This window comes from Arthrobacter sp. lap29, from assembly GCF_032458965.1.
Lineage (GTDB): Bacteria > Actinomycetota > Actinomycetes > Actinomycetales > Micrococcaceae > Specibacter > Specibacter psychrochitiniphilus.
In genome coordinates this window covers 12,248-26,491 of record NZ_JAUCEK010000009.1, presented here as the reverse complement: position 1 = coordinate 26,491, position 14,244 = coordinate 12,248, and the positions used below count along the sequence as shown (strand labels likewise).

Genomic DNA, 14,244 nt, shown 5'->3' with positions numbered 1-14,244 from the left:
TCATGCACATCTCATCCAAACTGGGCCTGCGATTTGCGGCTGTTCTGGCCGTTTCAGCGTTGGCATTGACCGGTTGCAACAACGCTGAGGAAGGCACCACAACGGGCAGCGGCGGCGCCACCTTCGATCCCTCCACGGTCAAGGCGGACGATGCACTGATCGCACTCCTACCTGCTGCGCTTAAGGATAAGTCGACCCTCAACGTGGGATCTGACACCTCCTACGAACCAGCAGAATTCCTCGCCACCGACGGCCAGACTCCCATCGGTTACGACGTTGACATTGCCAAGGCCATTGGAGCCGTACTGGGCAAGGACGTCAAGGTACAAACCTCCGAGTTCTCCACCATCTTGCCCTCGCTCGGATCCAAATATGATCTAGGAATCTCCTCGTTCACCATCACCCCGGAACGTTCAAAAGCCGTGAACTTTGTCAGCTACTTCAACGCTGGCGTTTGGTGGGCTGTCCAGAAGGGCAACCCTAAGAACATCAACCTTGATGACATTTGCGGGAAGAAGATTGGCGTGCAGACCGGCACTGTCGAGGAAGATCCCGATGTGAAGGACCGTTCCGCAAAGTGCGTTGCTGACGGCAAACCGGCCATTGAGATCATCTCGCTGAAGAACCAGACGGATGTCACCACGCGTCTGGTCAGCGGTAGCATCGACGCCATGAGCGCAGACTCCCCCATCATTAAGAACGCCTTGCAGAAGACCGGAGATTCTTTGGAAACGCTCGGCGACGTTTACGACTCCGCTGAGCAGGGAATCGCCATCGCCAAGGATGACACAGCATTCGCGGAGGTCATCGAGAAGGTCATGAACAAGCTCATGGAAGACGGCACCTACAACCAAATCCTGAAGGACTGGAACAATAATGAAGGTGCTATCTCCAAGGCTGTCCTGAACCCGGTGACAGGCAATTGAGCACACCCTCCCGTGGGGTGCAGTCATCGGGCGGGGCCGGCGGAGTTGAACTGATCAAGGCAGTTCCTGTTCGTCACCCCGGCCGGTGGGTTGGCGCCGCCTTTATTCTTCTGTTTGTTGCACTGGCGATCCAAAGCCTGGTCACGAACAAGAACTTCCGCTGGGACACCGTTGGCAAATATCTATTCGATGTTCTTGTACTTCAAAGTATCGGCTGGACACTGTTACTGACTGTCTCCTCCATGGTGCTGGCCATTGCATTGGCAATTTGCTTGGCTTTCATGCGCCAGTCAGACAACCCACTTTTCAGGTACGTAGCCTGGTTCTGGGTCTGGTTCTTCCGTGGCACCCCGGTCTACACCCAGCTGGTTTTCTGGGGCCTGGTAGCCGTGCTGTTTCCCAAGATCATCATTGGCGTGCCATTTGGCCCTGAATGGTTCTCCGTCAATACCGAAACCGTAATCACTGCCTTGGTGGGCGCGATTGTTGGTCTCGGTTTGAACGAGTCCGCCTACTTGGCTGAGATTTTCCGTGCCGGACTGAAATCGGTAGACAACGGCCAGATGGAAGCCGCCGAAGCGTTGGGCATGCGTCGTTCAAAGATCATGTGGAGGATCATCCTCCCGCAGGCCATGCGTGTCATAGTCCCACCCACGGGAAATGAGACTATTGGCATGCTGAAAACCACTTCATTGGTGTTGGCTATCCCATTCACCTTGGACCTAACATTTGTCACCAACACCATTGCTAACCGGACTTACCTACCCATCCCGCTGCTCATTGTGGCAGCGATTTGGTACTTGGTCATCACATCAGTGTTGATGGTGGGTCAGTATTACATTGAACGGCACTTCGGTAAGGGCGTTGACAACGTTATGAAGGCACCCGTCAAAGAGAAACCACCGGCCACCACTGACCCCATCTTGAAGCCCAGGGGGAACAACCTTGCCTGACTCAACCTACAAAGCCGCCACACCTAAGCCCTTGGTGGAGATTCAGGGCGTGCACAAGTTCTTTGGTGACCACCACGTCCTCAAAGGCATTGACATGACTGTCAACCCGGGCGAGGTCTCCGTCATCATTGGCCCGTCGGGTTCGGGAAAATCGACCCTGTTGCGCTGCATCAACCTTTTGGAAACCCTCAGTGCAGGCCGCATCTACGTGCACAATGACTTGATCGGTTACCGGGAAGTCAACGGCAAACTGCACGATCTGAACACCAAGGCGATCGCGGCCCAGCGCCGCGAAATTGGCATGGTGTTCCAGCGCTTCAACTTGTTCCCCCACAAGACTGCCCTGCAAAACGTGATTGAAGCACCTACCCAGGTCAAGCGTCAGTCCAAGGCAGCCGCGAAGCTGAAAGCACGTGAATTATTGGAGATGGTGGGTCTAAGTGACCGCGCCAATTTCTACCCTGCCCAGCTCTCCGGCGGTCAACAACAACGTGTTGCCATAGCCCGGGCCTTGGCCATGGAACCGGAGTTGATGCTCTTTGATGAGCCCACCTCCGCCCTTGACCCGGAATTGGTGGGGGACGTCCTGGAAGTCATGAAAAACCTGGCCAAATCCGGCATGACCATGATCGTGGTAACCCACGAGATTGGCTTCGCCCGCGAAGTGGGAGACACCCTGACGTTCATGGATGCCGGTGTGGTAGTGGAATCCGGGAACCCCCGCGAGATCATCGCCAACCCGCAGCACGCTCGCACCAAGGAGTTCCTTAGCCGCGTCCTGTAAGAACTGCACGCTCAATGTGGGCGTGCAGTTCCCGCAGGCCTGACCGCTCCGCCGCGGCCACCTCAATAATTTCCGGTGCCAGCACCGTCGAGGTGAGCGCGGCGTTGAGTTCCTCCCTGGTGCGCACCAGCGTGTGGGACCAGCCATAAGCGGTGGCCAGTGCCGCGAGGTTCACGGTGTGGGGTGTACCAAAGAAGCGTTCCACGGCACCCGCATAGCCTGGTGACTGGCCCAGCGAACCGTGCTCCAACAGCGTGAAGATCCCCCCGCCGCCATCGTTGAGGACAATGATTTGCAGTTGAGGTAACGCTTCTGTGGGGCCGATCATAAGGGCCCCGGAATCGTGCAGAAATGTGAGGTCACCGAGGAGTAGTCGCGTGGGCCGCCCCGTGGCCAGCGCCAGCCCGGTGGCTGTGGCAACAGTGCCATCAATTCCGGCCAAGCCTCGGTTGGCAAAGACCATGGCACTGTTCGCCGGTGTTGGCCGGCCCGCAAGGTCTGCATCACGGACAGGGTTTGAGGAGCCGAGCATGAGATTACTGCCAGCGTCACGGTGGGCGGCTGCCCAGACGGCGCGAGCCGTTGCGGGCCCAGTCAGCTGTGCGGGCCCAGTCAGCTGCACCGGCTGAGCAGGTTGCGTATCCGGGTCAGCATCCAGGGCGGCATCTAGCGCTTCTTCAGCCCTCGCAGCGGCTTCCTGCCAGGCTTCCAGCCATCCGTGCGGGCCCGCTCCGGCGAATCCAACAAGCTGGTCCCACTGGGTCAGAACTAATTCAGTGCGGCGTCCCGCGTCAAACCACGGCACGGGTTGGGGCACAAACAAGGCCCGTTCCAGATCGGTGCGTGCCAATAAGGTGCTGATGTGGCGGGACAGGGTGGGGCGCCCAAAGACCACCACGCGCTGGATGGGCTGGGCGCTGCCTGGCCCAAAAAGCTCCAGCAGCAGCCGGTACGGACCAATCGCGTTCGGACCAAAGCGGGCGTTCGATGACGGTTCAGCCAGCAGTGGCAGATCCAACATTCGGGCAAAGTACTCCGCTTCCGGACCGGCCCCGTGCCCGGCAACCACTACTGTTCGGTGGCTGGACGTGGGATTTGAGGAGGGCTGGACTATCTCCGGCGGGACATCTTCCGCGGTGGCTCGGTCCTCTTCCGCGGGAGCTACCTCGGTGCCGCTGATCGCGGAGGAGTTGACGGCGTCGTCCATCAGGAGCTCAGCGGAAGCGTCAGGAGTCTCGATGACAGGTAAAAGCCGCTCCCATTCGGAACCGTCCAGGGCGGGCGTGAGCGGGTCGCGGAAGGCCAGATTGACCTGCACGGGGCCGGCGGGAATGCCCTCGAGACGGCCGCGTGCCGCGCTGATAGCGGTGGATATGGCCCCCGTGGGGTCAGTTCCGGCCGGGACGTCGGTGGCGAATCGCACATGCTCGCCGAACAAATCCAGCTGCACAGTCGTCTGATTGGCTCCCGTTCCGCGCAACTCCTCGGGCCGGTCTGCGGAGAGCACCATGAGGGAAACCCCTGCATGGTTGGCTTCCATGACGGCCGGAAGAAGATTGCCTACAGCCGTGCCAGAGGTGGTCACCACGGCAACGGCCTCGCCGCTGCCAAGCGCCAAGCCCAAGGCTGTGAACCCGGCAACGCGCTCGTCGATGCGCACAGACACCTTGATCCGGCGGTCGGCTTCGGCCTCCGCCAAGGCATAGGCGAGTGGGGCGCTGCGGGAACCAGGGGCCACCACCACGTGGTGCACGCCGGCACGCTCCAGCGCATCTATAACGTAGCGGGCACAATCCATTGAGCTAAGTGAAGTCACGCCACCAACTCTAGCCAACCTCAGCCTGGCGCGGATCAGCACTGCGATGGCGCACCGCATCGATCCGTGAGAAATGGTCGCTAATCAGCCACTTTCCGGGATGGAAGCGACCATTTCTCACGGATCGAAGTTGGGGTTAGGCCTCAGCGCCTGCCAGCACGGCGTAAACGCGCCGAAGCCGGCCCAGCCACCAGTCACGGCGGTCTGCGGGGGCGGCAAACTGCGCCAAAAGTCCCGGATCTGCCACCACCTCACGCACGTTCATGCCACCAGCTTCTGCCACCAAGCTCGGGGAGGCAATGTCTGCGGCCATCAGCGATACCGTGCCCAAGCCACACGCGTAGGGTAATTCGGGCAGCGCGGCGGCCAACGCCAATCCGGCGCTGATCCCCACCGAGGAGTCCAGGGCGGAACTCACCACGGCAGGCAGCCCGGCCTCGGCCACAATTTCCAAGGCCCTGCGCACACCACCCAACGGCGCGGCCTTGACCACCAACAGATCGGCAGCACCGGCACGAGCCACCGCCAGTGGGTCTGTGGCCTTACGGACGCTTTCATCGGCTGCAATCAGAACCGAACCATCCAGTGCGCTGCGGACAGCGGCCATCTCGGCAATGGTGGCTACTGGCTGTTCGGCATATTCCAGTCCAAACACGGACAGCATGCGTAACGCTTTAACTGCCTGCCCCACATCCCATCCGCCGTTCGCATCAATACGAATTTTGGCTTCGGGCAGCAGATGCCTGACCGCTCCCACCCTGGCGGCATCCTCGCCCAGTGACTGGCCAGCCTCAGCTACTTTGATCTTCACGCTCTGGGCTGCACCAGCTGAGCCCATGTTGAAAGCTGCCAACACGCCGGGGACCTCTGCGGGTGAAACCGCAGGAAGTGTTGCATTCACGGGGACCCAGTCCCGCACCGATTCCGGATACCCAACCCAGCCCGCCTCCAGAGCCGAGGCCAGCCACCTGGCCGATTCGACGTCGCTGTACTCCAGGAACGGGGAAAATTCCGCCCACCCGGCAGGCCCGGAAAAAACCATGAGCTCACGCAGCTCCACCCCCCGGAACTTTACTTTCATGGGCAGGGCCACAACATGGGCGGTGGCAAGGATTTCATCAAGTGGCGGGAGGGTGAGCATGGTGCCACTGTACCGCGGTGGTCAGCAAGCTCCCATGAAAATGTGGGAACCTAGGAACAATGAATACCCATGCTGCCCTGTCCCGCACAGGCCCCAGAGGTTCCGCACCAGCGCGGACTGCTGCGTGGCCATTTGTCATAGCAGCCTTGATCAGTCTGGCCGGGCTCATCCTGAGTTACCGTATCTTCGTCAACACCACCACGGGCCAGTACATTGACGAGTCAGCGCTGGTTGAGGCTGCCGTGGCGCAGGCACGCATCGGTGCGCAGAGCGCCCAAATTCTGGATCTCTTGCCCGCCACGTCCGTGGTGTTGGCAACCGTGGTGGTGGTTTTTGTCACGCTGGCCCGGCGGCGATGGAAGGCGGCCGGCATCGCCTTGGCTGCCATGGCCGCTGCCAACCTCTCCACACAACTGATCAAAGCGGGCCTGCCAGACCGCCCCGATATGGGCGTGGCCACGTTGGCGTTGAACTCTCTCCCGTCCGGACACAGCACGCTGGCTGCCAGCGCTGCGGCGGCGGTCTTTCTAGTGGTCTCCCCCCGATGGCGGCCCGCGGCGGCCTTTGTGGGCGGAACTTACGCCATCCTCGCTGGGATCGCCACCCTCATCAACCAGTGGCACCGCCCCTCAGACGTCTTGGCTGCGTTCTTCGTGGTGGCGTTCTGGACGGCTCTGGCCGCCCTGTGGGTCATGCGTACCGGCTCCACCTGGAATGTTTGGTTGGGGTCCAAAGCCCACTGGGCTTCGGCGCGCGGGTGGACGCTCATTCCTGGCGTGATTGCCGTGCTGTCCGCACTGGCCGTGACCTTGGTCCTGCGCCGGATCTGGGGCTTCGATGCCGACAGCAGCACCAGTTATCTCCTGATCGGCGTGGGTCAAATTGTGGTTGCCGGCTATGGGCTCACCCTTGCCGGAACGCTGCTGCTGACCTTGCCCGTACGACGCCGGCGCGTACGTTAACCCCTCTCCCTCACCTCTGCCTCACCGTGGAAAAGTGGCTGGGCTGCGGCTACAGTGACTGGATGACTACCAAGGGGGCGCGCTCACGGCATTTAGACTCACTGCGGGGAATTCTGGCAGCCAGAATTTTACGCTCCGGATTTCTCGTCTCCGGTTTTTTGGTCACCGGTCTGTTGGCACCCGCTCTGAGCGGGTGCTCCCCTGCGGGTACCTCACCGGATCCGCAAGGCACACGGGGCGTCTCTGAGGCTGCTGTCCACGCTGCTGATAAATCTTGGGCTGCGGAACTATCCGTAGCAAAGAAACTGCTCTACGTGACCACCTACGGCAGCTCCTCCTGTCCTGCATGGGTCAATTCCCTGACGCTCACCGATGGAAACCACCTTGAAATCACCACGCAAATGAAAAACGGTGGCGGGGTCTGCACCGCCGATATGGCGCCCTGGACATCCAGCATTGCCGTGCCGGAAAGTGTCTTCTCAAACTCAATTATCAGGGTCAGCCTGGCGGGTCATACTGAAGATATTTCACTCACTCTGGCGAAATAGCGTCCTTGTTGCGCGGTATCCAAAACCAAAGAACAGCAGCCGCTCCCAGGCCCAGAAGCCCCGAGGCTGCAATGCCGAAGGAAAGGGAGACGGCGGCTGTCAGTCCTGCCAAGATGGCGGGCCCGGAGGAGCCGCCACTGTCCGCCAAGAAGCGCCAGATTCCCAAGAACCGTGCCCTGCCACGGCGTGGGGAATAGTCTGCCCCCAGCGTCATCACCAGCCCTGATCCAATGCCATTACCAAAACCGATGAGCAACCCGGCCAGCATGAGCGTGGCCGCACCAGTTGTCAGGGGCATCAGCAACAGGGCCAGGCCCATGAGGACCATGGATGGCACTGCCACAGCTGCACGGCCCTTTTTATCCATGATCTTGCCAGCAGGGTAGAAAACGAGCATGTCGATAGCGCCGGAGAGCCCATAAATGAGCGAGGTTGTAGCCGGGTTTAGTCCCAGGCTATCCGCCCAGAGTGGCAATACCACTTGGCGTGAAGAGCGGACGGCACTGACCAACAGCACCCCCATTCCTACGGTCAGGAATACTCGCCTGTGAGCCACCAACAGCGATGCCACAGTGGGTTGCGGGCCCCTGCGAGCCGGGCTGCCGGGCGCAGTACCACCGGGAGCAGTACTGGCGGGGCTGACCAGATCGGGCAGTCCCCACGCCACACCACCTGCCGCCGCAACAGCCACGGCCGCCACCCAATACGCCCCCGAAAGACCGACCAGATGAATCACCAAAGCACCAATAAAGGGGCCCGCAAACAGCCCAATCCTGCCTATCCCGCCCAGTGTGGACATAGCCCGGGCGCGCAGCATTGGCGGCACCGCCTCGGTGAGGTAGCTTTGGCGGGCTAGGTTGAACACGGCCGCGGCGGCACCGATTAAGAACACCCCGGCGGCAAAAAGCCAAAGTTCCCGGGCAAAGACACAAATTAACATGGCGGACAGGCTCAACAGCGCAGCCCCGAGCATGCCCACACGCTCGCCAAACCTCGCCGTCAGGATCGAGGCTGGAATGTTGCTGATCAGTGAGCCAATACCAATCAGTGACACCACCAGTGCGGCACCAGCCAGGGAGGATCCCATCCCAATGGAGCTCAGCGGGATGACCGGCAGTATGGCACCCTCACCAATGCCGAACAACAAGGATGGCCCAAACGCCGGAATGGCAATGGACCGCAGGCTGAAGCCTTCGGGATTGGTTCGCTTACTCACTGTCTCAACTCTAAACCCGGCTACGCCGGCACTAGCTATTGCGCTGCCAGCGGGCCCAGAAGTGGACTGCCATCGTCGCTGCGAATTCTGCGCCAACGGGGTTACCGTGTCCGGGCACCATGATGGAGTACTTTCCGCCCATCTTCGCCAGCCTGTCCAGCACAGCAGCCCAGCCCGGCACGGAGGATTCCAGCTCTACCGATGCCGGCGCGCCCTCCTCCAGAACATCCCCGGCAAAGAGCACGCCCGCCGCACCAAGTTCACCGAGGACACCTACCATCAAGTCACCGGCACCGGCAGCCATGACCGGTTCGAGGCTGGCAACTTCCAGCCGCTGCCATTTACCCGTCTCAGCCATAACCCGCGCAGTGGTGGCGTGCGCCCAAAAGTCGGTGACGCCGTCGTTCTTAAAAATGGCGTTGCCAAAGAAATGGTCCCAGTGGGCGTGCGTGTTGACCAGCGCCCGGACCGTTGAGCTACGCAGCATGAAGGAGTGTGCGCCCAGCGCCTGCCAGGTCACGCCGTTGTGCACCATAAATTCTCCCATCCAGTGCTTCCAGCCTAGAAGGATGAGGAGTGAGCCTTAGAGCTCGGCCAGCATCTTCGCAGGATGCTCCATGGCGTCGGCTATGAAGCGTAGGAACCCGGCGGCAACTTCTCCATCGCAGACGCGGTGATCGAACGCCAAGGTCAGCTGGGTCACTTTCCGCACGCACAGCTGCCCGTCCACCACCCAGGGTCTATCCATGATGCGTCCCAACCCCAGCATGGCCGCCTCCGGATAATTGATGATGGCGGCTGAGCCGTCCACACCCAGCACACCGTAATTGTTGATCGTAAATGTTCCGCCCCCCAGTTCCTCCGGCCCAGCATGGCCACCGAGCGTCCTCTCGGTGAGCGCACGAATGGCGAGTTCCAGCTCCCGAGCGCTGCGCCCCTGGGCATTGCGGAGCACCGGCACCATGAGCCCCCGCTCGGTCTGGGTGGCAAAACCCACATTAATGCCACCGAATTCAACCAGCTCATCCTGACCAGCACTGGAGTCCAGTTGCATGTTCAATGCAGGGAACTTAATCAATCCGGCCACCGCAAAGCGAGTCAAAAACGCCAACACTCCCGGCGCCTCTCCTTGTTCCTTGAGCCCGCTGCGCAATTCCATCAGCGCTGTTGCATCCACTTCCACCCACACAGTGGCGTCGGGAATCTCACGGCGGCTGCGTACCAGTGCCGCAGCCGCCGCCTTCTTGAAACCTGTCAGCGGCGTGCGTGCAAGAACTGGCAGTCCAGTGCGCTGATCAATCGCTCCGAAGGCCCCCTGTTCGTTGCCCTGACCTTCTCGCTGTGGGAGCAAAGGTGCCGTTTCGGTGAGTACATGTGTTGCGGCCGGCTCGTTTGCGGCCAGCTCGTTTCCGGCCGTCAGCATGGCTGCCTCAACATCTGATTTCAAGATCAGCCCGTCAGCACCTGAACCGTGGAGGCCGGCGAGCGCGATCCCGTGATCTTGCGCCATTTTCCGCACTATTGGCGAAATTACCAGGGGGTTCTGGCGTACAGGGGGCCTGCTGCGGCCTGCGCCATCCAATCCCGTGGTTCCGTAGCCGATGAGAACATTCCCCGAGCCAGCCGCTGCTGGACTTTGCTGTGCTGGCTTTTGTGGTGCTGGCTCAGTTTCAAGCGCAGAATTGCCCGGCATGGAAAAATCAGCCCCGGCAAGGATCGTGATCAGCGGTGTGCCAACCGCTACTGTATCGCCCTCGGCTCCGTGCAGCTTTGCCACAGTCCCCTCATATGGCGAGGGGACCTCCACCACAGATTTGGCGGTTTCCACCTCAACGATGGGCTGGTCAACATGGACCAGCTCACCCACGGCCACCAGCCAGGACACCAGCTCCGCTTCAACAAGCCCCTCACCCAGATCCGGCAGCAGGAACACCTGTTCAGTCATGATTGCCCCCATTGCAGCCGGTCCACGGCATCCAAGATCCTATCGACCCCCGGAAGGTAGTATTTTTCCAATTTTGGTGCCGGGTATGGCACATCGAAACCTGTTACACGCAGTACGGGCGCCGCGAGCGAATGGAAACAGCGTTCCTGAACGCGGGCGGCAATTTCAGAAGCCATCGAGGCAAAACCGGAAGCCTCTGCAATGACCACCACGCGCCCGGTGGATCTGACGGCGGCACTGATGGTTTCGTCGTCGAACGGGACAAGGGAGCGCACATCCACCACCTGCAGCGATCTGCCTTCTTCAGCCGCAGTGGCGGCGGCGGCGAGCGCCGGAGCCACGGACGGACCGTAGGCAATAAGTGTTGCATCGGTACCCTCCCGGACAATCGCCGCCTGCCCGATGCTGGACGGCACGGTACCCGCCCCTCCACGCTCTCCGGAGGAAGCATAGCGGGCGCGCAGGGCGTCCAGGTCAACCGTGGCCTTGGAAAAGTACAGCTTCTTCGGTTCCATGAACACCACGGGGTTCGGGCTGGCGATGGCATCGCTCAACAGGACGTAGGCGTCTTGCACGTTCGACGGCGTCAGCACTGTCAGCCCCGGAGTGTGAGCGTAGTAGCCTTCGGAGGAATCGCAGTGGTGCTCCACCCCGCCAATGCCACCACCGTAGGGGATACGGATGACCAACGGCAGGCGGACGTGTCCGCGCGTGCGGTTTCCCATCTTGGCGACGTGGCTGACGATTTGCTCGAACGCGGGGTAGGCGAAGGCATCGAATTGCATCTCTACAACGGGGCACATGCCGTTGATCGCCATCCCCGTGGCCATACCGACAATCCCTGATTCGGCCAATGGAGTGTCAAAGCAGCGCTCCGAACCAAATGTGGCGGTTAGCCCGTCTGTCACACGGAACACTCCGCCAAGCGTGCCCACATCTTCGCCGAAAACGACGACGGCGGGATCCGCCGCCATGGCATCGTGCAGGGCCAGGGTGAGCGCCTTGGCAAACGTGAGTTCCTGGATCCCCGTCAGTTCCAGCGGATTCAGAACTGGTGCGGCAGTCATGGCAAGTCTCCTTCTGCTGAGGTCGGAGCCACACCGGCGGCGGCCAGTTCCGTTGCGAGCATCCTGCTTTGCTCGCGAAGCTGCGGGGTCGGCTCGCTGTAGACGAAGCGGAACATGTCCTGCGGGTCCGCCTCGGTGCGTTCATTGAGTCCGTCACGGAGCGTCTTCGCGAGAGCTTCAGCGGCCGCGGCAAAATGATCCGTATCAGCCTGACTCAGCACCCCGGCGTGGACCAGGTACTTTTTCAGCCGCACCAGCGGATCCTTGGGCACCCACTGAGCCACCTCCTGGGCACTGCGGTAACGGGTGGAGTCATCGGCATTTGTGTGCGATTCCATCCGGTAGGTGTGCGCCTCCACGAGCGCCGGCCCGCCGCCATTGCGGGCCCGTTCAACGGCGCTGCCCAAGACAGCGAGCAGGGCGGGCAGATCATTGCCATCCACACGCTCCCCCGGCATGCCGTAGCCAATCGCCTTGTGGGCCAGCGAGGGCGCCACCGATTGGTGAATGAGCGGAACGGAAATGGCGTACTGGTTGTTTTGCACGAGAAACACGACGGGTATGTGGAAGACAGCCGCGAAGTTCAGGGCCTCATGAAAATCGCCCTCACTCGTGGCACCGTCTCCGCACAGGGCCAGCACCACGGTGTCCTCACCACGCAGTTTGGCCGCGTGCGCAACCCCGACGGCATGCAATAACTGCGTTGCCAGCGGGGTGGTGGGCAGTGCAGTGTTGTATTGGTGCGGGTCGAATCCGCTATGCCAGTCCCCGCGCAGCGATTCGAAGGCCTCCATGGGTTTTACGCCGCGTCCCATCACGGCCACCGTGTCCCTATACGTTGCGAACAGCCAGTCACTGCGGTGCAGTGTCATAAATGCCGCCACCTGGCACGCTTCTTGCCCGTACGACGACGGATACACTGCCATCCGCCCCTGCCGAACCAACGCGCTGGCTTGCTCATTGATCCGCCGGCCCAGCACCAATTCCCCGTACCCTTCCAGCAGGATTTCAGGAGCCGGAAATACGTAGCATTCCTTGTATTTATCAGTGGTGATTGCGGTGCCTTCAGCGGAGATGAACTGCACTGCGGTGGCGGATGGCAGCAGATATTCGCCCTGGTGTCCGGCGAGCAGTGCCGCGTTTCCCGGGTGCTCTAGAAATTCCGGATGGTTCGTCATTGAACGCCCACTTTCTTCCAAGCAATGGCGGGCGTGCCACGTTGGGCACTGCCTCACAGCCTCACAGCCTCATCCAGCGGTATGTAGCTCTAAAGATGTTCCGTTCACCTAAGTATGGATTTTTCACCGCTTTGTATCCAGGAATCGGGAAAACTCTGGAATTTTTCTCACCATCTCCATAGTCTGGAAGACACAACTAGTGGTGAAGGCGCGGCGCCCATCCAAGTTGTCTCGTCGCAGAACGTCACCAGCACCCTTGGGAGAGTCATGGCAGAGCACACCCCCGTCCCGCTGGATGAGGTGGACCGGCGGATCATGGCCGAGCTAACCCTTGATGGAAGGATGTCTGTGAGCGCAGTGGCTCAGAACGTGCACATCTCCCGCGCCCATGCCTACGCCCGAATTTCCCGACTAACTTCTACAGGGGTACTCAGAAAATTCACGGCCGTGGTGGACCCGGTGAAGGCGGGGTTGAAATCCTCTGCGTATGTAACATTGAAGGTCAGCCAGCACTCCTGGCGTGAATTGCGTGAGGAACTGCGAGCCATTCCAGAGGTGGAACACATTGCGCTGGTGGGTGGCGATTTTGACGTGATCTTGTTGGTCCGGGCCGAGGACAATCAGGGACTACGGCGGGTAATTTTTGACCGGTTGCAATCGATGGCAAGCGTGCTGGACACTCAGACCTTCCTGATTTTTGAGGACTTGGACACACGGTGAGCTAACTTTCCGCTCCGCTGGAGGGTCAGGCCTGTTGGAACCGGCGCGCCGAAGCTACGCTGATGACATGGAAACCACCGAGTTTCTCCGTCTCCGCCATGTCTCGAGCATCCTGCAATTGGCCAATGTGTGGGATGCGGTCAACGCCACGGTCATTGCCGAACTCGCCAGCACCATGGTGCTGGCAATGCCAGCCACTCGATTGCAGCAGTCTACGGTTACGAGGACGGCGAGCACATCCGCAATGCTATCTGCGTCGGGGCACCATCGGGAACCACATGCTGCCGCTAAACCAGTCGGTTGCGCGCATGAAAGCAGCGGATGACGCCGGCGACACGGAGGGCATCGACTTTGCCTTCAACGCCAGCACCGACGCTTACCTTCGCGGCGCGGACCGGGAACCGCGTGAATTGCTGGAGGCCGCCGTCGAACGTGGCCGCGCCTGGCTTGAGGTGGGGGCCAAGCGCATCTTGGTCTGGACAAAACCATGGCGAAGGCACTCGCGGCCGGGATTGGGCGGGGACTGGGTGTGGCCCGTATTTCTTGCGACCCGTGGATGCAATGGGTTGTCCTAACCGCCATGGCTGATGCCGCCACTGTACTCATGAACAGCGGCACGGTGCGCGGGCATTCCCACCCAGCCGTGGGGGTGGGTTTTCGCAGTCAAGACGCCGTCCGGACCTTCAGGACCCCCTCGGAGCACTGTCCCTATGGGGAACGTCTAAGGCACACCGGAGGTTACCAAAAGCGGATTCGTCGGCGGGCCGTCAGCGTTCGTAGACGTTGCAGCGATGCCCGAGTGTGATGACTGCGACAACGAGGAGGTTGTCGTTAACCAAGTAGACGATCCGGTAGTCCCCAATGCGAACTCCCAGACCGGGACGTCCTTGGAGGGCTTTGGCGCTTGGTGGCCGTGGATCCTCACCGAGGAGCGCGATCGCTCCGCGAATGCGGTCGCGATCCTGATGATCAATTTGCTTCAACGCGC

At 60.8% G+C, this 14,244-nt stretch carries 15 protein-coding genes; 7 read left to right on the top strand and 8 right to left on the bottom strand.

The window, feature by feature from the left end; translation table 11 throughout:
* Positions 1–2: 2 nt before the first annotated feature.
* Genes RY113_RS14785 through RY113_RS14775 form a run of 3 tightly spaced genes read left to right on the top strand, consistent with a single transcriptional unit; the run spans position 3 to position 2,663 of the window.
* Positions 3–926, top strand: a complete 924-nt coding sequence (locus RY113_RS14785) for an ABC transporter substrate-binding protein (protein WP_315915185.1) — start codon at positions 3–5, stop codon at positions 924–926.
* Positions 923–1,879 (top strand): amino acid ABC transporter permease, encoded by a 957-nt coding sequence (locus RY113_RS14780; RefSeq protein WP_315915184.1) that lies wholly within the window; start codon positions 923–925, stop codon positions 1,877–1,879. Before RY113_RS14785 ends, RY113_RS14780 begins: the two co-directional genes overlap by 4 nt.
* The gene (locus RY113_RS14775) at positions 1,872–2,663 is read left to right on the top strand and encodes an amino acid ABC transporter ATP-binding protein (RefSeq protein ID WP_110105424.1); all 792 of its coding nucleotides are present in this window, start codon (positions 1,872–1,874) and stop codon (positions 2,661–2,663) included. Before RY113_RS14780 ends, RY113_RS14775 begins: the two co-directional genes overlap by 8 nt.
* Here the strand turns inward: RY113_RS14775 and menD are convergent.
* Both menD and RY113_RS14765 read right to left on the bottom strand, forming a co-directional pair.
* Positions 2,647–4,461 carry a 2-succinyl-5-enolpyruvyl-6-hydroxy-3-cyclohexene-1-carboxylic-acid synthase gene (menD, locus tag RY113_RS14770; RefSeq protein WP_315915310.1) on the bottom strand — a complete coding sequence of 605 codons (1,815 nt, stop codon included), beginning with the start codon at positions 4,459–4,461 and terminating at the stop codon, positions 2,647–2,649. The two genes, RY113_RS14775 and menD, sit on opposite strands and share 17 nt — an antisense overlap.
* Before the next feature lie 154 nt (positions 4,462–4,615).
* Positions 4,616–5,620 (bottom strand): o-succinylbenzoate synthase, encoded by a 1,005-nt coding sequence (locus RY113_RS14765; RefSeq protein WP_315915183.1) that lies wholly within the window; start codon positions 5,618–5,620, stop codon positions 4,616–4,618.
* A gap of 59 nt (positions 5,621–5,679) precedes the next feature.
* On the opposite strand from RY113_RS14765, the gene RY113_RS14760 reads away from it, so the two are divergent.
* Together RY113_RS14760 and RY113_RS14755 are read left to right on the top strand one after the other, a co-directional pair.
* Positions 5,680–6,582: a phosphatase PAP2 family protein gene (locus RY113_RS14760; protein WP_110105421.1), complete on the top strand. Its 903-nt coding sequence runs from the start codon at positions 5,680–5,682 to the stop codon at positions 6,580–6,582.
* Positions 6,583–6,644: 62 nt separating this feature from the next.
* Positions 6,645–7,130, top strand: a complete 486-nt coding sequence (locus RY113_RS14755; RefSeq protein WP_315915181.1) for a hypothetical protein — start codon at positions 6,645–6,647, stop codon at positions 7,128–7,130.
* On the opposite strand, the gene RY113_RS14750 is transcribed toward RY113_RS14755, so the two are convergent.
* The 5 genes from RY113_RS14750 to RY113_RS14730 are packed head-to-tail and all read right to left on the bottom strand — an operon-like array spanning position 7,114 to position 12,536.
* Complete coding sequence (locus tag RY113_RS14750) at positions 7,114–8,346, bottom strand: MFS transporter (protein WP_315915180.1); 1,233 nt, start codon at positions 8,344–8,346, stop codon at positions 7,114–7,116. The two genes, RY113_RS14755 and RY113_RS14750, sit on opposite strands and share 17 nt — an antisense overlap.
* Before the next feature lie 31 nt (positions 8,347–8,377).
* Positions 8,378–8,893, bottom strand: coding sequence for an MBL fold metallo-hydrolase (locus RY113_RS14745; RefSeq protein WP_315915179.1), 516 nt, complete (start codon positions 8,891–8,893; stop codon positions 8,378–8,380).
* 36 nt (positions 8,894–8,929) lie between these two features.
* Positions 8,930–10,291: a dihydrolipoamide acetyltransferase family protein gene (locus RY113_RS14740; RefSeq protein ID WP_315915178.1), complete on the bottom strand. Its 1,362-nt coding sequence runs from the start codon at positions 10,289–10,291 to the stop codon at positions 8,930–8,932.
* On the bottom strand, positions 10,288–11,358 hold the full coding sequence (locus RY113_RS14735) for a transketolase C-terminal domain-containing protein (RefSeq protein ID WP_315915177.1): 1,071 nt from the start codon (positions 11,356–11,358) through the stop codon (positions 10,288–10,290). Before RY113_RS14735 ends, RY113_RS14740 begins: the two co-directional genes overlap by 4 nt.
* Positions 11,355–12,536: a thiamine pyrophosphate-dependent dehydrogenase E1 component subunit alpha gene (locus RY113_RS14730; RefSeq protein WP_315915176.1), complete on the bottom strand. Its 1,182-nt coding sequence runs from the start codon at positions 12,534–12,536 to the stop codon at positions 11,355–11,357. Before RY113_RS14730 ends, RY113_RS14735 begins: the two co-directional genes overlap by 4 nt.
* 267 nt (positions 12,537–12,803) lie before the next feature.
* Between RY113_RS14730 and RY113_RS14725 the strand changes: the two genes are divergently transcribed.
* Together RY113_RS14725 and RY113_RS14720 are read left to right on the top strand one after the other, a co-directional pair.
* Positions 12,804–13,256 (top strand): Lrp/AsnC family transcriptional regulator, encoded by a 453-nt coding sequence (locus tag RY113_RS14725; RefSeq protein ID WP_315915175.1) that lies wholly within the window; start codon positions 12,804–12,806, stop codon positions 13,254–13,256.
* Positions 13,257–13,564: 308 nt separating this feature from the next.
* The gene (locus RY113_RS14720; RefSeq protein ID WP_315915174.1) at positions 13,565–13,831 is read left to right on the top strand and encodes an isocitrate lyase/phosphoenolpyruvate mutase family protein; all 267 of its coding nucleotides are present in this window, start codon (positions 13,565–13,567) and stop codon (positions 13,829–13,831) included.
* A 192-nt stretch (positions 13,832–14,023) separates the two neighbouring features.
* Here the strand turns inward: RY113_RS14720 and RY113_RS14715 are convergent, their stop codons facing one another.
* Entirely contained in the window at positions 14,024–14,239 is a 216-nt protein-coding gene (locus tag RY113_RS14715; protein ID WP_315915173.1) for a type II toxin-antitoxin system RelE/ParE family toxin, read from the bottom strand.
* Positions 14,240–14,244 lie beyond the last annotated feature (5 nt).